A 22,652-nucleotide genomic window follows, 5' to 3' on the forward strand; every position below is an offset into this window, starting at 1 on the left:
ACTATTTTTTAACTTTTACTATTAGAGTCTAAAAGATGCTCTTATTATAATTACTATCTTTGAGTAGGCACTAACTAATTAATCAGGTTATAAAATGAAAGCATTAAAGTACATCTTATTATTGCTACTTATCCTTATTATAGGATTTTCAATTTACGTTGCAGTACAACCCAACTCTTTTGAAGTAGAACGTAGCAGAACAATGAAGGCTCCCACGTCAATGGTTTATGATAACATTATTGATTTTAAAAATTGGGAAGCATGGTCATCATGGGCTGAAGCCGACCCAGATATGAAAATTACATTACCCGAAAAAACTGAAGGCGTTGGAGGTTCTTACTCTTGGGAGGATAAAGACGGCATTGGCACTATGAAAACTACGGCAGCCATACCCAGCACCTCCATTACGCAAGAAATGCAATTTGGAGATTTCCCCTCATCAGATATTGCATGGGACTTAAAACCTAATGAAGACGGTACCACAGAAGTCACCTGGAAGATTAAAGGCGAAAATCTTCCCTTTATTTTCAAAATGTTTTCTGTAATGATGGGTGGTATGGAATCACAAATTGGGCCGCATTACGAACGTAGTTTAGAAAAACTCGATAGTATTTTAATTGCAGATATGGAACGTTACAATATAGACATCAATGGTATTACCGAATATGGTGGTGGTTTCTACCTTTACAAAACCACCAATGCCAATTCCACAAATATCAGTGCTAAAATGGGTGAAAATTTTGGTGCTATTATGGAATTTATGGGGCAAAACGGATTGAAACAGTCTGGTATGCCACTTACCGTTTACAATGAAATGGCTGAAACTGTGATTATGAGCAATGGCATTCCTGTGAAAGAACGTGTTGAAATTCCTGATGGTTCTGATGTCTCATTGGGTTTTACCCCAAAAATAAAAGTCTTAAAAACAACATTGACGGGAAACTATACCAATCTCCCCAAAGCTTGGGAAGCGACTATGAAGCATATTGAAGAACAAGGTTTGGAACAATCGGAACTTAAACCTTTTGAAATTTACACGACTGATCCTGGGCTCTATCCTAATCCAGCCGATTGGAAAACTGAAATTTATATTCCTCTAAAAGAATAAATGAAGCAACTTATTCTGGTTTTTGTTGGTGGTGGCTTCGGTAGTGTACTTCGGTTTTTAGTTGGCAAGTGGCTCAATAATCCTAGCGACGGAATTCCATACGGTACTTTTGCCGCCAATATTATCGGTAGTTTATTAATTGGTATTATCCTAGGTCTTGCCGCTAAGAACAATAGCCTTTCTGAAAATCAAATTCTTTTATTGGCAACGGGATTTTGTGGTGGCTTTACTACATTCTCGACCTTTGCTTACGAAAACCATGTGTTTTTAAAGTCAGGGGATTTTTCAAGCTTCGCTATTTATACTATTGCTAGTTTTATTATCGGATTTTTGGCTGTTTTCTTAGGCATCTATTTGGTGAAAACTTAATGCTTTTTAAAATTTTTTAAACCAGCTTCGATTTTAATTGGCACATAATTTTCTCTTGGGACAATTGGGCAAGAATACTTTTCATTATAAGCACAGTAAGGATTGTAGGCTTTGTTAAAATCTATCTCTATAGAGTCACCTTCTGGAGTCATTAAATCGATATATCGCCCTCCAGCATATGTGCTGCTACCATTAGTATCGTCTAAAAAAGGGAGGAATAATTTATAACTGCCAAAACGTCCCATCTGCATACTTTCCTCTCCGACATAAGAATTTAATTTAAAGGTCTTCCCTTTCAAGTTAAAGCTTAGAACGCCATAAACCCGTTCTATGTTAACGTCGCCTGTTGTGGTTTTCATCTCAAACCATTCAGAATTTGGTGTTTTTTCCAAACTGGCTTTGACCACGTAACTCGAATCGAACGGAAAAAAATCCAGAGCCTTAAAACTCTTAAGATCTTTCTTTTTTAAAGGAGATTTTGAAGCATCCTTAAAATCGGCATTCATCTGCTTTTGCCATTCTGTATCTCCTAGCAGTTTTTCTTTTTGAGAACAGCTTAATACGCTCAAGACCAAAAGACCAATTAAAAATCGCTTCATTATGATAAACTTTTGAATTTCAAAAATACAACATATCAGATTTTATTGTAAGTTTGATTTGTAAAATAAAAATAACAATGTTACACGTGAATAGATATACTAAGCAAGACGCTGTGATTTCTTCGGAAGGCATACGGATGCATTATCTATTGTAACTATTTTAATATACGATTAAACAATATTTAAAAGTCCGGCCTTAGCGTCGGACTTTTTATTTTAGTGAAGTTCTTAATTCAAAAGTTTACGCATTGAATTATTATAACCGAACTAATCCCGATAGCTATCGGAATCTAAACCTTAAAAAACCAATGCGTAATGAAAAAGCTATACTTTAACTACCTTGAATCCTTTAAAGGATTATCTACCGAAATCTGGTATCTCGCTTTAATTAGCTTGGTTAACAGAGCTGGTACCATGGTCATTCCTTTTTTGTCTTTATATCTCAAGAAGGAGATGGGCTTTACAGAAACTGATATTGGTTCAATTTTTGTCTTCTTTGGTATGGGGTCTGTTATTGGGTCATGGCTAGGCGGCAAACTGACTGACATTTTGGGATTTTATAAAATAATGGTTGCAAGTCTTTTCTTAACAGGTCTATGCTTTATCACCTTGCAATACATCAATTCATTTTGGGGATTTTGTATTGGCATCCTAATGACCATGTCCATCGCAGATAGTTTTCGCCCTGCAATTTTCGTAGCTATTAAGGCTTACAGTAAACCCGAAAATCAAACAAGATCAGTCGGATTGATACGATTGGCCATTAATGCTGGTATGGGCATAGGTCCAACCTTAGCAGGTTTAATCATAGTTCTTGAAGGTTATCATATTTTATTCTGGATTGATGGATTAACATGTATTGCAGCTATACTACTATTTAACTATTTAGTTAAAGACCCAAAAATAAAACCGTCCGAAACACGAAAAAAGCATCAAAATTTGGATAAGAATCTAGTTTATAAGGACACCTCATTCTGGATTCATTCTTTTATATGCTTTCTTTTCGGGATGGCTTTTTTTCAATTGTTTACGACGATTCCATTGTACTATGATGAGATTTTTTACCTTAATGAATTCAAAATTGGAGTCATCTTATTTTTGAACGTTGCTATTATTGTAGTTTTTGAAATGCCACTTCTAAATTATTTGGAGAAGCGACTAATTCCTGTCACCAAACACATTATTATGTCTTGTGTACTCTTGGCAATAAGCTTTTTGGTATTGTATCAAAATTTCTGGATAGGCATTTTAATTGTTAACATGGTACTCCTAACACTTAGTGAGATGCTCGGTTTCCCTTATACTAATAAATTTGCATTACAACGCGCCAAAGAAGGATTAGAAGGTAGTTATATGGCGATGTATGCGATGTCATTTTCTTTGGCACATATATTCGGTCCTAAAATCGGTTTGAGCATTGTGGACCTTTATGGTTATCAAATCAACTGGTTAATTACTTTTAGTTATGGAATAATAGCTATTATTTTGGCATACTGGTTACACAAACGTATAAAACAACATTTATAATGAATCTAAATCAAATCACTATTCCGTCGTTGGATGTAATAACCGCGACGGAATTCTACAAAAAACTTGGATTATTGCTCATAGTGGACGCTTTACCTAGATATGTAAGGTTTGAATGCCCTGATGGAGACAGTACGTTCTCTATTCACGTTGTTGAAGAATTGCCTACTGGAAAAGATCGCATTACTATATATTTTCAGAATGAAAATTTAGACGATGTGGTATCCCAACTCCAACAAAAAGGCATTACTTTTACGAGTGGACCAGAAGATAAACCTTGGCTTTGGAGAGAAGCCCATTTGTACGATCCTGATGGTAACCATATCATTTTATACAGTGCTGGCGAGAACAGAAAAAATCCACCTTGGCGAATAAAAGACTAAAACACCAATGACAAAATTCAAATTTCAAATCATTCTAATTTTAGTTTGCTTTTTTACTCATTTTAGTTGTAACGATTCTAATGAGAAGTCGAAAGTATCAAATCAGATTCTGAATCAAGGTCAGAATGACAAACCGTTTCCTAAATTGGAAGCCAATCGCTATAACGTTGCCTTCTTAATTATGGATGGGGTTTATAATACTGAGCTTACAGCTCCTTACGATATTTTTCAGCATACCGTATTCAGAAAAGGTATCAAGGCCATGAATGTCTTTACAGTTGCAAATACGGATACTCCTATTACTACTTTTGAAGGAATGCGTTTGTTGCCAGACTTTAACTATACAAGAGATGAATTACCAAAAATTGACATTCTTGTAGTACCTAGTGCAGAGCATCATTTAGATACCGATTTGGAAGATGAGGTAATGCTGAATTTTGTGAGAAAAGTGGATGAAGAAGCACAATTCATAACCTCGCATTGCGATGGCGCTTTTGTCCTCGCCAAAGCAGGCTTGCTAAACAATGTGGTCTCCACGACCTTTCCTAGTGATATTGATAAAATGCGTGAGATGTTTCCAGATTTGGATATTAGAAAAGATGTACTTTTTGTGCATGATGGCAAGTATATTACCTCTGCAGGAGGAGCAAAATCTTTTGAAGCAGCACTTTACTTGAGTGAGTATTTATACGGGAAAGCTATTGCCCAATCTTTGGCAGATGGATTGGTCATTGATTGGGATCTGAATGAAGTACCACATCTTGTAATTGAATAAATACATTTAATCTAGAGGTTTTATCTCGCTATGTTTTATGACATGTGATAATACAATTTGTGTCTTGGTCTCACCATAAATAATCAGTTGATCAATAAAAGACTCCAAATGTTTCTGGTTTTTTAATACAACTTCCATAACGATATTATCATTACCTGTGATTCTGTAACAATTCACAACCTCATCATAAGTTTTCACTTTCTCCAAAAAGGGTTTTAGCATACCCATAAACGCCCTTAGTGTGATGATGGCTTTTAATTGATAGTCCGCTTTAAATGGAGATACAAAGGTGGTATAGCCTTGAATAATTTCGGCATCTTCCATCTTCTTAATACGCTCGCTTACAGCTGGTGAGCTTACTCCAACACGTCTTCCAATCTCTGCATTAGACATGCGTGCATTCTGTTGAAGGCATTTTAAAATCTTCCAATTTAAACTATCAATACTCATTTAATGTTTTTTTTAAAAAAAATATTTATTTTAAAGCAAATATAGTCTTTTGCCTTAATATCTAAAGTAAAATATCAAATGTACTCCGTAATTTCGTATCAATTGCTATTGAAAATGAATTGTAACCTACCGTCCCACTTATCAAATTTGCCTGTATATAAAAAGGCATTAGACATTATTACGCTGTCTCGAAGCATATCCACGTATTTAAATCACGATTTATCTTATTTAAATGATGATGGCTCTGAGGATAACGATATTTATTTCTCAGGAGATATCGTTCAACAATCCTCTAATCTGGCACCTGAGATAATCAATGCTGAACGCGAACGCTATTCCGAAAAGAAACATAAGCATTTAGAAAGCCTTGAGCGTTTAACCAATAAATTATACAGTAATTGTAGACGCTTAGAACGCTCTAAAAGCAATGGCAGGGATTATTTACCGATTTTAAAAGGTGAACTTAAAACATTCAGAAAACTACAGCGTAGTTGGATGATGACGCTCTAATTGCAGACTTTACAATCTTCTTTTTCCTGTATTTCTCCAACAAGGTATCCTTGTTCATTCATTGTATAGCCACAGCAGTCCATAAAACCTTTAGCTATTTGCTTTCTCCCTCTTTGAATTTGGGACTTTAGTGTTGGTAAGGGAAGTTGTAATCGTTCCGCTATTTCTTTTTGCTTTAAACCCATAATATCAAAAAGAAATATAGGATCTCTGTACTTCTTTGGGAGATTAATTAAAATTCCTCTGAGACAATCCTTTTCAGAATGTTCAGTAATCTCAGTATCCATTTCTTCTTGAAAATTATTTAATTCAATGGTTCTCTTTGACGTTTTAAAATAATCTAGAATCGTATACCGTGCTACCGAATACAACCAAGGTTTTAATTTCTCATTATTCTTTAACGTATGAAGTTTGGTATGAACTTTAATAAATGTGTCTTGCAGAATATCATCTGCAATCATCTCTTGATCTACCTTACTTAAGATGAAACGCTTTACATCGGCCGAATATATATCCCAAACTAGTTTTGTAGTCATCATCTATATAAATTTGTCAGTTCGAGTGAATTTCTTTTAGAAAATAGTATCGAGAAGTTAAGTAGTTCTCGATACAAATTTGGTTTCACCAAATTCACTCGAACTGACCACAAATTTAACAATTACAATCTGTACAAGTGCAATTATCACAAGTACAGTCTGTACATTTTCCATTATTACAAGGTTCACAACTGCAGATGCAGTCTTTAGCAGTTCTCATAGTAAAAATTTTAGTATTCCTTTAATAGACGATGTTACTATGAAAAAGATGCAAATAGTATTCACTATTTTAAGAGATGATTTGACGGTGCTATTTATTTGAAATACTATGTATAGTAGCTGGGAATTGCTTTGGCTGCGCCGAATCTCGCCCAGTCATCTTAAATTGCCTATGACCTTTACAACGATTGGGCTTTGGTGCTTGAACTTTGATTTTTCATTTAGATTTCAGTTCCTTAATTTTATGGATGATTCACAGGCCGTGTAATATTTTTTAGTCTTCTTTTGGTGTTGTGAATTGCTTTCAGTTCCTTAATTTTATGGATGATTCACAGGAAAAGATACAAGATATTTAAGTAAAAGCGAGTTGTGAATTGCTTTCAGTTCCTTAATTTTATGGATGATTCACAGGAGTTAAGCAGAAATTGGGCGATAAGGCGGAGTTGTGAATTGCTTTCAGTTCCTTAATTTTATGGATGATTCACAGGTAGGAAAAGGCATTGAAAGAGCAGATGAAAGTTGTGAATTGCTTTCAGTTCCTTAATTTTATGGATGATTCACAGGTATATGAAAAAGGTTACATCGATGACAGTAGTTGTGAATTGCTTTCAGTTCCTTAATTTTATGGATGATTCACAGGGTTCATAAAACCAACTCGTTTACCTTCTGTGTTGTGAATTGCTTTCAGTTCCTTAATTTTATGGATGATTCACAGGATCACTAACTTTTACTTTTTGTCTAATGTCGTTGTGAATTGCTTTCAGTTCCTTAATTTTATGGATGATTCACAGGTGTAGGCGTAAGCGTCAGAGTACACTACTAGTTGTGAATTGCTTTCAGTTCCTTAATTTTATGGATGATTCACAGGACGGTCTGAGACAATAGATAGGGCGTACAAGTTGTGAATTGCTTTCAGTTCCTTAATTTTATGGATGATTCACAGGTTTCATAAGCTTTTTTGGTTTGTCTTCATAGTTGTGAATTGCTTTCAGTTCCTTAATTTTATGGATGATTCACAGGTGGAACTTCAAAGATAGTATTTCTTCGTTAGTTGTGAATTGCTTTCAGTTCCTTAATTTTATGGATGATTCACAGGCTTTTCGTCTGCAAGTGTTAATCAATGTCGGTTGTGAATTGCTTTCAGTTCCTTAATTTTATGGATGATTCACAGGTGTTTTTGCATCAAGTCAAGACGAAAGAAAGTTGTGAATTGCTTTCAGTTCCTTAATTTTATGGATGATTCACAGGAACAATTGCACCAAAACGCTGTTGAACTGAGTTGTGAATTGCTTTCAGTTCCTTAATTTTATGGATGATTCACAGGTTTGCCTTTTTCTGTTGCGTGCGCTTCAGTGTTGTGAATTGCTTTCAGTTCCTTAATTTTATGGATGATTCACAGGAACGTTTGCTCTTGTCGATGAGGGAAGCAAGTTGTGAATTGCTTTCAGTTCCTTAATTTTATGGATGATTCACAGGAATCCACAAAATCTTTGTCACTCAATTGAAGTTGTGAATTGCTTTCAGTTCCTTAATTTTATGGATGATTCACAGGTTGCTATGCCTTGATTTTTAGTTCTTTTAAGTTGTGAATTGCTTTCAGTTCCTTAATTTTATGGATGATTCACAGGTTTATCACCATCAAAACCAAGTTCATCAAAGTTGTGAATTGCTTTCAGTTCCTTAATTTTATGGATGATTCACAGGAGTTGCTTACAACGCCAGTACATCCAAGTAGTTGTGAATTGCTTTCAGTTCCTTAATTTTATGGATGATTCACAGGGAGCACAAGCTCTTTTGAAAAGATGCCGAGTTGTGAATTGCTTTCAGTTCCTTAATTTTATGGATGATTCACAGGTGTACGTCCACCTGAAAATGACACTACCAAGTTGTGAATTGCTTTCAGTTCCTTAATTTTATGGATGATTCACAGGTTCCTGGTTTAAATTGTCTGCCTGGTAGGAGTTGTGAATTGCTTTCAGTTCCTTAATTTTATGGATGATTCACAGGAGATCGAGGTATTTGTACCATTGGTGCAAAGTTGTGAATTGCTTTCAGTTCCTTAATTTTATGGATGATTCACAGGGTTGATGCTCACGTCCAAACTGTCACGATTGTTGTGAATTGCTTTCAGTTCCTTAATTTTATGGATGATTCACAGGTAAGTTTGAAAAACCTCGGCAGATGTTATAGTTGTGAATTGCTTTCAGTTCCTTAATTTTATGGATGATTCACAGGAAGTGCCAAACATGGGTATGATGGGACTTGGTTGTGAATTGCTTTCAGTTCCTTAATTTTATGGATGATTCACAGGAGTAGGTAGTATAATATCTAGTATTTATCAGTTGTGAATTGCTTTCAGTTCCTTAATTTTATGGATGATTCACAGGTCATCTTCTTACTACATTAAGAGATACTTAGTTGTGAATTGCTTTCAGTTCCTTAATTTTATGGATGATTCACAGGCTCTGAATGATGAAAATACTCTACTTGTGGGTTGTGAATTGCTTTCAGTTCCTTAATTTTATGGATGATTCACAGGAATACTAATAGAAATAAGAGATATTCAATAGTTGTGAATTGCTTTCAGTTCCTTAATTTTATGGATGATTCACAGGTTACCGGTAAGATTGTCTAAGTTGAAATAAGTTGTGAATTGCTTTCAGTTCCTTAATTTTATGGATGATTCACAGGATAGAATACGGCATCGCTGGATAGCATATCGTTGTGAATTGCTTTCAGTTCCTTAATTTTATGGATGATTCACAGGCCCATCCTCATCACAAGGCACGAACATAGAGTTGTGAATTGCTTTCAGTTCCTTAATTTTATGGATGATTCACAGGTCCAAAACGCTATCGGTATCCGTAATAAGAGTTGTGAATTGCTTTCAGTTCCTTAATTTTATGGATGATTCACAGGGCCTGTTCAATATCAATTCCGCTCTTGCAAGTTGTGAATTGCTTTCAGTTCCTTAATTTTATGGATGATTCACAGGCGCTCACATTGAGCTGGACGACTTATTCGAGTTGTGAATTGCTTTCAGTTCCTTAATTTTATGGATGATTCACAGGTACGGACAACATACCGCCATCGAAAGCCTTGTTGTGAATTGCTTTCAGTTCCTTAATTTTATGGATGATTCACAGGAACAACTCAAATCAAACTCCAATGCGATAAGTTGTGAATTGCTTTCAGTTCCTTAATTTTATGGATGATTCACAGGTACGACCATTTCTTCAATTCATTGAACCAAGTTGTGAATTGCTTTCAGTTCCTTAATTTTATGGATGATTCACAGGCAGTTCACCGTAATACGTATCCTTGCTCGAGTTGTGAATTGCTTTCAGTTCCTTAATTTTATGGATGATTCACAGGTGATGGGTGACTTTACCAAGGCACACGTTAGTTGTGAATTGCTTTCAGTTCCTTAATTTTATGGATGATTCACAGGTTACTTGCCGTAATAGGCTGGTATCCTGTTTTTTAGAATGCCTGTCAGAAATTACTAAAGAGATTGTACAAGATAGATGAGATTCCTGCTTTCGCAGGAATAGCAATCCTAAAAAAGTTCTAATTGTTGGCTTGGTGGTTCAGGTTCTACTTCTTTTTGTCCGTGAAATAGTTCCATCATCCCAAATTGCTTATCAGTAATTTGCATAATACAGACCTTGCCTTTTTTGGGCAGGGCATTTTTGGTACGTTTAATATGTACGGCAGCATTTTCTCGACTAGGGCAAAAGCGTGTATAAATACTAAACTGAAACATGCCAAAACCATCATCCAACAGGCGTTTTCGAAAGCGCGTAGCCGCCTTACGCTCGGTGATGGTCTCCGTTGGCAAATCAAAAAATACCAGTACCCACATACATCTATATTGATTAAGCCGTGTTAGATAGGATTCCATAGTGCCTTACCATATTAACCAACAAAAGTTTCTAAAGATGACTTAAACTCCGGATAAAGCACCTTGCGCCTACTTCCTTCAAAACATTCGTACAAACTGGTTGTGGTCCGGCTCATAGCATTCATAAGCGGACTCTGTTTGCCGTCGATAAGTACATCCATAGCTGGAATCATCAACAAATCGGACTTGATATTTTTATTCAGTTCCTCAATTTGGCAACCCGATTCCACAATGTCATACACCAAAGCATCCACAAAAGGTCGGTAGGGTTCCATAACGTCATCGGCCAAGCAAAAGGCATTGTATTTATTGTGATGAAAAATACCCAAGGAAGGTAACAGCCCACTGCTTACCAAAGCTCTTGCTGCAACCGCTCTTAAAATGGCATAGCCATAATTAAGCAAATTATTGGGTGGAACGCCTTTTTGGTTGCGACTAAACTCTTCAATTTCAAACAGATTCTGAAAGTAAAAGGCGGCAGCCAAAGCTTCCTGGTTATTCCAATCTCCTGTTTTCACATCCTTGGCGTAACGTTTTAAACGCAGTGCATTTTTGCCCCTTGCCAAAAAGTGATTGGCCTGATTGTCTATTTTGGCAATAACGGTTTGTTGCCACAAATTCTTCTTTAAAGGCACACTGGCATTAAGTTGGTGGCGCATACGCTCGGTTTGTTCGGTATGACCCACCAAGGGTTGTAAAAAGCCCATCGGTAGATGTTGTTGGTTACAGGTAATGACGGCCGTTTTATTGTCAATCAGTTTGCGCAACAAACCATTGGTGATGGTAATCTGTGGGTCTTCTAAAACCACATAGCCCAAATCTTCAATAGGGATGGTAGCTTCCTTTTTATCTTCTTCTGGAAAGTTGACCACCAATTGTTCATTTTTGGTGCTGAGATAAGCAGGATTGCCGAAAAAAAGAGTGCGTTTAATCATAATCTTAATATTCGCCTAATTGTACAATGTGACCTAAATGGTTTAAACGCACTTTTACTAGATTCTTAAGATAAGAGAGACTCTTTATATTGTAATAAGTAACATCTTTCAACTCTTTTTTATCAATTAATTCAGTTTCTAAATGATGTCTAAAAACATACTCCCTGACAAACGAATTACCATATTGCAATTTCGAAAATTTTTGTACTCTAAACAGATTAGGCGATATGAGATTTTGATTTTTGACATCTAAAAGGTCAATTTCTGAAGGTTCAAAATTATCACTTGGAAAGACAAACATTTCATTTTGTTTAAGTGTAAACAAAAGTGGCCAGCCTTTATCATTTTTAGTTCTTACAATGGGTAAATCATGACTTTTTCTTATAACTGCATCATAAAAAGTTACGACCTCATCATCTAATTCACCCTCTTCATTCTGATATATTGCAACATGATGGTTATTGCCAGTACTCACATAATCTACAGGAATTTCCTTGCCATCCTCATCGGTTAAAACCTCTCCTAAATGGTTTTTCGCGGTATGAAGCGGTTCGGCATTGCTTACACCTGTAATAGTCACTCTTTTTACGGTTATTCCTTTTTGATCATTAAGATAAATTGGATTGGTATCTAAATCAGAAAAGGCCTTTTTGTAATCGTTATTGTAGTCAACTATGCGTTTTTTTAGTGCTTCTTTGACACCTTCGTCCAAAATCTTATCAATATGCTTAACATTTTTAAAGTTCTCTGAATTAATGTCTTTACGTATGGTATAGATTTCTTCGAAACATAAAACTTCTTTTAATTGTTCTCCTCCATACAATAGTGGTTCCTTTTTAAGGGTCTTGTTATCGAAAGCCGTTTCATGATTATTGCTGTATTTAGCCAAATGCTCTAAAACCGCCTTGCGCTCATTGAAATTTACAATGAGGCTGGCCTCTTTCAGCGTAAATCTTTTATTGATTTTGGTAGGCTTGGCGAGTTGTCTTTTTGATTTACCATAAACTGTCTCTTTGTGCAACTGTCCGCGTGGTGTTAGTTGAACTTTTTTGTTGAAACCACCTTCTTTTTTACTTTTGTTGATGTTTTTGGTCACAACTTTGTTCTTGTTCTTAAAACTGACCAAAATGGATTCAATCTGTTTTTTAGCCTGCTCTCTAAAATTGGGCATTGGGCTTTTAAATACACGCTTCCCTTTCCCATTTCGTTCCGTAATGAGAGCTTCTATGTTTTTTATTCTTGGATGATTGTCTCTTGATGTATCTTTTCTTGCACTTAGATTATTGATATATTGAATATGATTATACGTGGTAAAGGCAACCGTTAAGGCATCCATGGCATGGTGACGATGGTCGTTGCGCTTTGTCCATTCCTTGATGATTTCATGCTTTTTTAATTTACCTGTTGAAACATTTAACCGCTCTTCAAATTCGGTAAGACCTAAAGCACGATATTTTGGCAAATTGAGCTCCTTCATCACATTAATCAAATCCCAATCGTTTCTAAGTTTATCCGTTATTTTTCCGGACGTAGACACTATAGGTTCTTTAACCAATTCTTGTAACACTTCTTTTGCCTTTTTGGCAATATATTGGCTGTTGCGCAGGTCGCGTTCAATAAAACCATCTGGAATTTTGGATAGTGGTGTCAATAGCTTGTTGCGTTTTGCTCGGTTAATATGCCCATCTTTGTGCATACTTTCCACCCGCTCAACAAAGGCTTCTAAATTAGCATTGTAATCTTGTGAGATAAAATCGTAAGCAGTACGGTTAGCTTTTTTTAAATTGTCTTTTTTAAAAGCCAGGGTCTTGTTGGAAAAGGAATCATCAAACAATAAAGCTTTTGGAATAATGTGTTCAATGTCTATGTCTTTTGAAAAAAGTATTTCAGGCTTTATGTAAGTGTCCGTGAATAAATCCTTATGTCCTCGAGATTCCAATTCTTGGTACAATCGATAACGAATAACGTCATTTCTTGTAGGATTGGGAATACCAAACTTCTGGCTGATGATTTTTCGTATCTCATCATTTCGTCTTGTGGCATCGGCAATACCTTTAGTCATCTCAGCGCGTTCCGTAGCTGATTTTTTAAGCTCTCGAGCCAATTCAATCCTAACTTCATGAATTTCTCCATAGGTATCAATAATTTGGTTGACCACATTAACCATTTGGTTCAAGATTTTTTCTACAACAGGATTTCGTAAACTTTTCTTCTTAAGAATTTCCAATTTTGGCCTCAATTCCCTGTTTGCCAATTCATTCTTGTCATAGCTTTTGGAATGGTTATAACCGGCTCTATGGCAGGCTTCAGAATACAAATCGCCATCTTCTAAATAAGGTAGAATATTACGTATGGCCTTGGCTGAAAGATTTCCGTAGCCTTGCGAAAACGTTACATTGGCCAGCATAGAAGCGTATTCGGGTCTAAAGCCAAATTTTTTATACAATTTTTTCTTTAGGGATACGCTAGAGTTGCCGTATATCAATCGGTCTTCTTCTGAAATCTTGTCGTCGTCGTCCGTAGCATAAAGCAAATGCCATAATTGGTAACTTAATTGCTTATCAAAATTATCTGCCAAGGCATCAAACTCAAGGATACGCTTGTCAATTCCCATTTCAGGAAACGTTTTTAAAAGTTCTTCCTTAATAGCTTTTGCCGTTAGTTTTTTCCAATCAATTCCATAACCTTCCCGTTCTGAAATAGTTTGATAAATGCCTAAGAGTGCTTGATTGGTTCGATTACCTTCAACCTTCTCAAAATTGCATTTCCATTGGTTTTTTTTACCAATGTCCATATATCCTGATAAAATTTTGAGGATGTCATTTGGACTGAGGTCACCTCGAAGATTTAATTCCCCAAATAGGGCTTGCCGTATTTCAGCATCGAGTTCCTTAACCTCAATTCTCGTCTTTGCTCCGGCATTTATAAAAATAAGGTGATTAAGGTTCTGCCATATCTTAAACTCTTGAAATAGGGGCGAGGACTTCGGAATTACTCTTCTTCCAACGATTCGCTTTTTTGTTTTACCAGTTTCTTTTTCAACATACTCTTGTTCCCAACTTTCAAATTGGCAGAAGCTTATCAGGGACTTTTGGGATTTTAACTTGCGTTGGTAGAAAATTACAATATCACGGATGGTCTCCTTTAAATCTTCAGTAAGTTCTTGATGAAACTTGGCTTGTGTGTCCCAAATGTGTTCAAATTCATCTAAATAATCCTGACGATAAAAAACTTGATTTTTAAGAGATGTGTGAGGGTTACGAAGCAGTTGTTTGTACAAGTATTGACCAACCGTTTCCTTATTAAGAAACAATTGTTTGCTCCGGTCTGAAATGGCTCCAAGATAACCACTAGATTTATTGATGTCATTATTTATTTCCTGAAGTACAATTGCCAAATGCTCCAATTCCAATTTTTCATTGAGTCCGTCAACACGCCATCTATAATTTTCCAATCGTTTATCCTTAGCATTTCCTGTTCTTTTGATACCAACGATTTCAAAAGGTTTTTGACAAATGGCCCAAGTTTGATTCTTGTTTTTACCTTGAAGAGCTATAAAAAGATTGTCCGTTAGGATTTCTGAATAAAAGTGCTTTTGAACCTTCCATATGTTTTTAAATTCTTCCTGTAAATCTGACCTATAAAAATCTGGAATGTATTTTCCATCGTGCCTTAGAATCCTTAATGCATATTGCGCAGGTGTTAGGTTCTCTTCATATAATGCTTTGGCAACTGCCATTCCATCGATAGCCTGACCCTCTTCTTCATTTTTAGCTTTTCGGCTACTTTTATAACCACGCTTTTTGTTGATGGCTAATAGGACTTTGGCAAAATCCTCAAGAGCTATCTTTTCAGTTGCGGCTTTAGCTCTAAGTGAAAGTGTTTGGTGTGTGGTGTTTTTACCAACTTCGGTTAATGGTGAGTTCCCCGATATGAAGTTATTGTCTTTTAAGATTTTTATGAGTTCTTTTCTTCTAAGTTTATAGCGTTGTAGGTTACGTCTCGCACCACGTTTTAAGGTTCGGTCTGCGTTTGTGGATAAAGGCCTACCTTTTTCAAAGTTGGTTTTCTCATCGACGCTTAGCGGATTTACCCGAACACCCAATTTAACTATTGAAGAGGTTTCATTATCGTTTTCTGCTTCTCCAACCAACGCCCACCCAATTGAGTTAGTGCCTAAATCCAGACCTAAAATTCGTTTCATATGGTTAATTTTTATTCAATATCGTTCAATTATACATTTTTTGTTTACGGAAATCCGTATTTGTGATTCTCATTTCTTTAGCTATCTTTATAATCTGAAAGCAATTCACAATAAGGATTATTCCGTTGTGAAAACATTTAAGGTGGTACTTCATGTATCGCCTTTTTTTTATAATGTTTCAGTATTCCATTACAAAAAATCTAGAGCTAAAACATTGAAAATGATACTCCAATTTGATGTGTATCCTTTTTATTTGTCAAATATAAAAAATTTACATACATAATTGTTTTTAAAACAGAATTTCAGTTATATTTGTCAAAAGCAAGAAAAGAATAATACGTGTGTTATTTTAGAATTGGCCTCCAAAACCAATTCTTGGTTTTCAAACTTACTTGCTTATTTATTTTTTTACAACTATGTATGTATTAGGAATTGTTAGACAACAACTCCTAACAAGGATTATTCCGTTGTGCAAACATTTAAAGTGGCATTAGTTAATTCTAGTGTCGCTTTCTTTTTGCTTTAAATTCAACAAAACTATTGCGATAACCCATCGACTAAGATCCATAAGTTAGAATTACCATTATTAAAAGGGTCTTATCAAAAACTTAAACTTGTAGATTGCGCTCATCGTTTAAGTTGCTATTAATCAGAAGGGTTAATACGTTAAATGTAAGTATTTACCTTATAAAATCCAAGAGTTTTACATTTTTTAAAACGCCAAGATACTTCAGCTTCACTAAGTGCAACACTAAGGGGATACGACTCATATACTATTCACAATATAGAAAGTGATTTCCTGCCGAAATAGACCCTTCGACGAGCTCAGGGTAAGCGACCTCTAAAACTTTTCTTCGAAAAGTTAAGAGTCTGCTTACATATTCCTGCGATACTGACCTCCTACTTCAAATAGTGCAGATGTAATCTGGCCCAAAGAACAAACTTTACACACTTCCATCAGTGCCTCAAAAATGTTTTTGTTATTGATAGCTTTCATCTGTAGGTCTTTCAACAACTCAGAAGTGTCATGAGCATTATGCAAATTCTGAAGTGTCATAATTTGAAATTCCTTTTCGTCTTCGGTCGCTCTAATAACCTCCGCTGGTTGAACCGTAGGTGAACCTTTACTACTCAAAAACGTATTTACTCCAATAATCGGGAATTCTCCATTATGCTTCAAGGTTTCATAATACAAACTTTCCTCTTGAATTTTCGAACGCTGATACATAGTTTCCATAGCGCCCAAAACTCCTCCGCGTTCTGTAATTCTATCAAATTCTGCTAACACCGCTTCTTCCACTAAATCAGTTAATTCTTCAATAATAAATGAGCCTTGAATTGGGTTTTCGTTCTTGGCTAATCCCAACTCTTTATTAATAATTAATTGAATCGCCATAGCACGACGCACCGATTCTTCTGTTGGAGTTGTGATGGCTTCATCGTATGCATTAGTGTGTAATGAATTACAATTATCATAAATTGCATACAATGCTTGAAGCGTGGTTCTGATATCATTAAAATCGATTTCTTGGGCATGCAAACTACGACCAGAAGTTTGAATATGGTACTTCAACATTTGTGCTCTTGGATTTGCTCCATACTTATGCTTTAAGGCTTTCGCCCAAATCTTACGTGCTACACGTCCAATAACAGCGTATTCTGGATCAATACCGTTTGAGAAGAAGAAAGATAAATTTGGACCAAACTTATTAATATCCATACCTCTGCTCAAGTAGTACTCTACATACGTAAATCCATTAGCCAATGTAAATGCTAATTGAGAAATTGGATTTGCACCAGCTTCGGCAATATGATACCCAGAAATGGATACCGAATAAAAATTGCGGACATTGTTATCAATAAAATAGTCTTGCACATCTCCCATTAAGCGCAGCGCAAACTCCGTTGAAAAAATACAAGTGTTTTGTGCTTGGTCTTCCTTTAAAATATCGGCTTGTACCGTTCCCCTTACCTGAGCAATCGTTTTTCCTTTTATGTCTTCATATATATCCTTAGGCAACACTTGGTCACCTGTAACTCCTAAAAGCATTAAACCTAAACCGTCGTTACCTTCAGGAATGTCACCCTTATAAGTTGGTCGCTCCTTGCCTTTATAGATGGCCTTAATTTTTTGCTCTACCTCTTTTTCAAGCCCATTCTCCTTGATGTAAATTTCACATTGTTGGTCAATGGCAGCATTCATAAAAAAGCCTAATAACATTGGTGCAGGACCATTAATGGTCATACTTACCGATGTCATTGGATCTGCTAAATTAAAACCAGAGTATAACTTCTTAGCATCATCCAAACAGCAAATACTTACTCCAGCATTTCCTATTTTTCCATAGATATCTGGTCTGTAATCTGGGTCATTTCCATAAAGTGTGACACTATCAAATGCTGTAGATAAACGTTTAGCTGGCATATCCAAACTCACATAATGAAAACGTCGATTGGTACGCTCTGGACCGCCTTCTCCTGCAAACATACGTGTCGGGTCCTCACCTGTTCTTTTAAAAGGATACAGGCCTGATGCATAAGGAAATTCACCAGGCACATTTTCTTGTAAGCACCATCTTAAAATATCTCCCCAAGCTTGATACTTTGGTAAAGCCACTTTTGGAATATCAGAGTGTGACAATGATTTTGTATGCGTTTCAATCTTAATCTCTTTGTCTCTTACTTTAAACGAATAGATTGGTGCCTTGTAGCGATTCACTTTTTCGTCCCAACCTGTAATAATTTCCCAGTTATAGGGATCTAAGTTCAACTTGACACGGTCGAATTCATTGATAAGAAGCTCCAAAAAATCTTTATCATTTTCATTCTGTGCTTGTTGAAGAATCTCATCTTGATTTATTCCTTGTTTTCCTAAAAAAGACCTTTCGACTGCGCTCAAGGTGACATCTGCTACTGAACATATAGTTTTAAATATACCATATAGCTTTTGAGCAACCTCAACTTGAGCATTGGCTGTTTTGTCATAAGCACGATTATTCTCGGCTATTTCGGATAAATAGCGCGTACGAGCTGGTGGAATGACAAAAATCTTCTCGCTCATTTCTTTAGATATTTCAAAAGTAGATTTCAAATCTGCTTCTGTTTTCTCCACAATTTTATCCATTATGGCTTTGTAGAGCGTATTCATTCCTGGATCGTTAAATTGGGATGCGATAGTTCCAAAAACTGGCATTGTGTCTGGATCTGCATGCCATAAATTATGATTGCGCATGTACTGTTTCTTCACATCGCGTAAGGCATCTAAAGCACCACGTTTATCAAACTTGTTTATGGCCACCAAATCTGCAAAATCGAGCATATCAATTTTCTCTAGTTGCGTTGCTGCACCAAACTCAGGAGTCATTACATATAATGACACATCACTGTGCTCTAAAATTTCAGTGTCAGATTGCCCAATTCCAGAGGTTTCCAGAATAATTAAATCATACTCAGCAGCTTTTAAAACCTCAATAGCTTCATTAACATATTTTGACAACGCCAAATTAGATTGTCGCGTGGCCAAACTTCGCATATACACTCTAGGAGAATTAATGGCGTTCATACGGATTCTATCACCTAATAATGCACCACCTGTTTTGCGTTTTGATGGATCTACGGAAATTAATCCAACGGTTTTTTCGGGAAAATCCATTAAGAATCGTCTCACTAATTCATCTACTAAAGACGACTTCCCTGAACCACCAGTGCCTGTTATTCCCAATACTGGAGTGGCTTCCTTTCCCGTTTTCTTTAAAGGTGAAAAACTTTCAGAGTTGGCTTCAACTAAAGTGTCGAACTTCTCCGGTTCATTTTCGGCTACTGTAATAAGTCTTGCAATAGTATTAACATCTTTCTTTTTTAGCTCGCCATTAATTCTCTTCCCTTCGGGAAGTGTTAGAGATGCGCTCGTATCAGATTTTTGTACCAAATCGTTTATCATACCTTGCAGTCCCATTTCTCTACCATCATCTGGTGAATAAATTCTGGTAATGCCATAATCCATGAGAGTCTCAATTTCCTCAGGAAGAATGACACCTCCACCTCCACCAAAGATTTTTATATGATCGGCACCCTTTTCTTTCAAGAGGTCGTACATGTACTTGAAGTACTCATTATGACCTCCTTGATATGATGTCATGGCTATGGCATTGGCATCTTCTTGAATAGCTGTATTTACAACTTCTTCAACACTTCTATCATGACCTAAATGAATAACCTCTACACCTGTAGCTTGAATTATTCTTCTCATAATATTAATGGCTGCATCATGACCATCAAATAAAGATGCTGCTGTTACAATTCTTACTTTATGTTTTGGCTTGTAAGGTGCGATTTGTTCCATTCGTAAAAAAATGACTTAATTTGATGGCAAATTTAAGGAATATTCAAAAAAGTATTACAATAATTAACAATTATCTAAAACTTTCACAAAGTCAACGTAGCTAGGTATTTTGATTAATTTTAACAGCTCATTTAAGTTACTTTTTATGAATAAAATAACTTTATTAATCCATTGTAATGACCAGCCAAACATTATTGCTTCTGTTACTCATTTTATAGCGAATAATAGCGGTAATATTGTCTATATAGATCAACACGTTGATAGCGAGCAAAACATATTTTTTATGCGCTTGGAATGTGAGTTTGAATCCGATTCATTTTCGGTTGAAAATTTCAAGGAATCATTCAGCAACACATTGGTAGATAAATTCAACCTTGAATGGCGAATGTATGCTGCAGACAAAAAACCAAAAATGGCTCTGTTTGTCTCTAAATATGACCATTGTTTATATGATATCTTAGGGCGTTATAATTCAGGGGAGCTTTTTCTAGATATCCCTTTCATTTTAAGTAATCATAATGACCTTAAATCCATAGCAGATAGTTTTAAAGTTCCTTTTCATCACATCCCAGTAACTAAAGACACTAAACACGAAGCCGAAAAAAAGCAATTAGAATTATTAGATTCCCATAACATTGATTTTATTGTCTTGGCAAGATATATGCAAATCGTATCTAATCGTCTCATAGATAAATATCCTTATAAGATTATTAATATTCACCATTCATTTTTACCTGCATTTATTGGCGCTAAACCTTATCATTCTGCTTATAAAAGAGGTGTGAAGATTATAGGTGCAACAAGTCATTACATTACCGAAGAACTAGATGCCGGCCCAATAATCGAACAAGACGTCACACGCGTTTCGCATGCACACTCTATCAAAGATCTTATTGCAAAAGGACGCGATTTAGAAAAGATTGTGTTATCCAATGCTATTAAACTTCATGCTAACCGTAAAGTAATGGTCTATAACAATAAAACCGTTGTATTTTCTTAGGCCTATAAGCCAAAATTATCTCCTTCTTTTGCGAACTTAAATCCAAGCTTTTGGAGACTGTCTTTTAGGTGATGATTTTCTTTTATGGCCGGGTTTGTATGATTAAAATGAATGAAATGAATTTTATTCTTGGTCTCAAAGGTTTCATTCTCAAATAATGTTGTTGTTTCTGTAGTAAATGGATGTGGAATTTTGCTCATATCCCTTTCGAGCTCACCATCCCTAAAGAAAGAAGCATCCAAAAATGCATAGTCTACCTTTTTTACTTCTTCAATAATATTTCTATCCCACCTTTCCCATTTATCAATATCTGGAATGAATAATGCCGACTTTTGTTTTCCTTTAATTATATAACCTACAGTTTCGGAATACTCTTCGCGATGTGGAACTAAAATAGGTATAACTTTCAAACTATTATTCAAAGCTATTACAGAATCATTTTTTAGTGTTTTCAAATTAATATTATTTAGAGTTACCAATTGACTCCAAGGACCGTTAGACTCTAAAAAACTTCTCATATTTGGCATAGCATAAATTGGTATGTCTTTAGAACCCAAAGCTTCTTTACCTAAATATATTAAACCTGTATAATGCCCAATATGTGCATGTGTTAAAAAAATACCATCTATAATCTTATCATTATCTATGTGCTCTTTTTTTAATATCTGAGTTTGCGCAATAATATCTGGAGTAGCATCAAATAGCCATTTTTGATTTGAAGCTTTATCAACTAAGCCTAAACATGAAACAAATTTTTTTGATTCTTCCCCCTTATAATAAGCATTACAACATTTCTTTTCACAATTAATTTGAGGGAATCCAGCATCTTGGGCAATACCTAAAACAGTAATATACTGTTCTGCTTTTACTTTTTCGGAATCATTTTTAGTAATATTCTCAGTTGGCTTTTGAGAACAACTAAAAACTGTGGTAATAAATATTAGACACAAGTATTGAAATCTTTTCATATGTAAAATATATCTTTGTTAAAGATAAAAAACCTAAATCCATGATCAAAAGAATTTTAGCCTTACTCATAGTATTTAACTTAAGTGCTTGTGCAGAATTGCAAAATGTTATTAACGAACTACCACAAGGAGGGGGACTTAGCAATGCGGATATGGCTGCCGGATTACGCCAAGCTCTCGATTTTGGCATCGAGAAACAAGTCACCAAACTCACCCAAGAAGACGGTTTTTACAAAAATGAATTGGTTAAGATTCTACTACCTGATGAATTGCAAAAAGTCGATAATGCTTTGCGAAAAATCGGGTTAAGTAGTTTAGCTGACGAAGGTATAAAAGCATTAAATAGAGCTGCCGAAGATGCCGTTAAGGAAGCTACACCGATTTTTGTTAACGCTGTTAAGGACATTACATTTAACGATGCAAAGAACATTCTCCTTGGCGAAGATAATGCGGCTACAACTTATTTAACATCCAAAACCCAAACAGCGCTTTACAATAAGTTTAAGCCCGTAATTAGTAAGTCTTTTGGTAAAGTTGGTGCTGACCAAATTTGGACCAACCTTATAACTAAATACAATGACCTTCCGCTTACTAACGATGTCAACCCAGACTTAACGGATTACGTTACCTCTGAAGCTTTAGAAGGTGTTTATACTATGATAGCCGTAGAGGAAAAAGAAATTAGAAATAAAGTATCCTCAAGGACGACTGACTTATTAAAAAAGGTATTTGCACTTCAAGACTAATAATGAATTCGTTGTTGATTTTTTTTAAAAATTTTATAAACAAATTAAGATATCGTAACTGATTATTTATTAATTTA

16 protein-coding genes and 1 CRISPR repeat array are annotated in these 22,652 nt (G+C 35.6%); of the genes, 8 read left to right on the plus strand and 8 right to left on the minus strand.

Annotated features, from left to right (window positions below; genetic code table 11):
* Nucleotides 1-94 precede the first annotated feature (94 nt).
* Together Q0992_RS05625 and crcB are read left to right on the plus strand one after the other, a co-directional pair.
* Nucleotides 95-1,108: a GyrI-like domain-containing protein gene (locus tag Q0992_RS05625; protein ID WP_299521366.1), complete on the plus strand. Its 1,014-nt coding sequence runs from the start codon at nt 95-97 to the stop codon at nt 1,106-1,108.
* Complete coding sequence (gene crcB, locus Q0992_RS05630) at nt 1,109-1,477, plus strand: fluoride efflux transporter CrcB (protein WP_299521367.1); 369 nt, start codon at nt 1,109-1,111, stop codon at nt 1,475-1,477.
* Here crcB and Q0992_RS05635 read toward each other — a convergent pair.
* On the minus strand, nt 1,474-2,076 hold the full coding sequence (locus tag Q0992_RS05635) for a DUF1684 domain-containing protein (protein ID WP_299521368.1): 603 nt from the start codon (nt 2,074-2,076) through the stop codon (nt 1,474-1,476). The two genes, crcB and Q0992_RS05635, sit on opposite strands and share 4 nt — an antisense overlap.
* Before the next feature lie 315 nt (nt 2,077-2,391).
* Here Q0992_RS05635 and Q0992_RS05640 point away from each other — a divergent pair, with 315 nt between their 5' ends.
* Genes Q0992_RS05640 through Q0992_RS05650 form a run of 3 tightly spaced genes read left to right on the plus strand, consistent with a single transcriptional unit; the run spans nt 2,392 to nt 4,761 of the window.
* Nucleotides 2,392-3,603, plus strand: a complete 1,212-nt coding sequence (locus tag Q0992_RS05640; protein ID WP_299521369.1) for an MFS transporter — start codon at nt 2,392-2,394, stop codon at nt 3,601-3,603.
* Nucleotides 3,603-3,986 (plus strand): VOC family protein, encoded by a 384-nt coding sequence (locus Q0992_RS05645; RefSeq protein WP_299521370.1) that lies wholly within the window; start codon nt 3,603-3,605, stop codon nt 3,984-3,986. The genes Q0992_RS05640 and Q0992_RS05645 overlap by 1 nt, the downstream gene beginning before the upstream one ends.
* A gap of 7 nt (nt 3,987-3,993) precedes the next feature.
* A complete protein-coding gene (locus tag Q0992_RS05650) occupies nt 3,994-4,761 on the plus strand; it encodes a DJ-1/PfpI family protein (RefSeq protein ID WP_299521371.1) in 768 nt (255 codons plus the stop codon).
* Nucleotides 4,762-4,767: 6 nt separating this feature from the next.
* Here Q0992_RS05650 and Q0992_RS05655 read toward each other — a convergent pair whose 3' ends face one another.
* Nucleotides 4,768-5,211 carry an Lrp/AsnC family transcriptional regulator gene (locus Q0992_RS05655; RefSeq protein WP_299521372.1) on the minus strand — a complete coding sequence of 148 codons (444 nt, stop codon included), beginning with the start codon at nt 5,209-5,211 and terminating at the stop codon, nt 4,768-4,770.
* Nucleotides 5,212-5,325: 114 nt separating this feature from the next.
* Here Q0992_RS05655 and Q0992_RS05660 point away from each other — a divergent pair, with 114 nt between their 5' ends.
* Nucleotides 5,326-5,721 (plus strand): hypothetical protein, encoded by a 396-nt coding sequence (locus Q0992_RS05660; protein WP_299521373.1) that lies wholly within the window; start codon nt 5,326-5,328, stop codon nt 5,719-5,721.
* Here Q0992_RS05660 and Q0992_RS05665 read toward each other — a convergent pair.
* The 5 genes from Q0992_RS05665 to Q0992_RS05685 all read right to left on the minus strand — a co-directional run bounded on the left by Q0992_RS05665 (nt 5,718) and on the right by Q0992_RS05685 (nt 19,861).
* Nucleotides 5,718-6,260 carry a sigma-70 family RNA polymerase sigma factor gene (locus Q0992_RS05665; protein WP_367277947.1) on the minus strand — a complete coding sequence of 181 codons (543 nt, stop codon included), beginning with the start codon at nt 6,258-6,260 and terminating at the stop codon, nt 5,718-5,720. The two genes, Q0992_RS05660 and Q0992_RS05665, sit on opposite strands and share 4 nt — an antisense overlap.
* A 2,481-nt stretch (nt 6,261-8,741) precedes the next feature.
* Nucleotides 8,742-9,927: direct repeats of the CRISPR family, unit length 46 nt; unit sequence GTTGTGAATTGCTTTCAGTTCCTTAATTTTATGGATGATTCACAGG.
* A gap of 108 nt (nt 9,928-10,035) precedes the next feature.
* Nucleotides 10,036-10,380: a CRISPR-associated endonuclease Cas2 gene (gene cas2, locus Q0992_RS05670; RefSeq protein WP_299521374.1), complete on the minus strand. Its 345-nt coding sequence runs from the start codon at nt 10,378-10,380 to the stop codon at nt 10,036-10,038.
* A gap of 14 nt (nt 10,381-10,394) precedes the next feature.
* On the minus strand, nt 10,395-11,315 hold the full coding sequence (gene cas1 / locus Q0992_RS05675; protein ID WP_299521375.1) for a type II CRISPR-associated endonuclease Cas1: 921 nt from the start codon (nt 11,313-11,315) through the stop codon (nt 10,395-10,397).
* Nucleotides 11,316-11,319: 4 nt separating this feature from the next.
* Nucleotides 11,320-15,519: a type II CRISPR RNA-guided endonuclease Cas9 gene (gene cas9 / locus Q0992_RS05680; protein WP_299521376.1), complete on the minus strand. Its 4,200-nt coding sequence runs from the start codon at nt 15,517-15,519 to the stop codon at nt 11,320-11,322.
* Between the two features lie 874 nt (nt 15,520-16,393).
* Entirely contained in the window at nt 16,394-19,861 is a 3,468-nt protein-coding gene (locus Q0992_RS05685) for a methylmalonyl-CoA mutase family protein (RefSeq protein ID WP_299521377.1), read from the minus strand.
* 145 nt (nt 19,862-20,006) lie between these two features.
* On the opposite strand from Q0992_RS05685, the gene purU reads away from it, so the two are divergent.
* A complete protein-coding gene (gene purU / locus Q0992_RS05690) occupies nt 20,007-20,861 on the plus strand; it encodes a formyltetrahydrofolate deformylase (RefSeq protein ID WP_299521378.1) in 855 nt (284 codons plus the stop codon).
* A 2-nt stretch (nt 20,862-20,863) separates the two neighbouring features.
* On the opposite strand, the gene Q0992_RS05695 is transcribed toward purU, so the two are convergent.
* Nucleotides 20,864-21,829 (minus strand): MBL fold metallo-hydrolase, encoded by a 966-nt coding sequence (locus Q0992_RS05695; RefSeq protein WP_299521379.1) that lies wholly within the window; start codon nt 21,827-21,829, stop codon nt 20,864-20,866.
* Nucleotides 21,830-21,870: 41 nt separating this feature from the next.
* On the opposite strand from Q0992_RS05695, the gene Q0992_RS05700 reads away from it, so the two are divergent.
* Entirely contained in the window at nt 21,871-22,575 is a 705-nt protein-coding gene (locus Q0992_RS05700) for a DUF4197 domain-containing protein (RefSeq protein WP_299521380.1), read from the plus strand.
* Nucleotides 22,576-22,652: the final 77 nt, after the last annotated feature.

The organism is Winogradskyella sp., assembly GCF_028289625.1.
Classification (GTDB): Bacteria; Bacteroidota; Bacteroidia; order Flavobacteriales; family Flavobacteriaceae; genus Winogradskyella.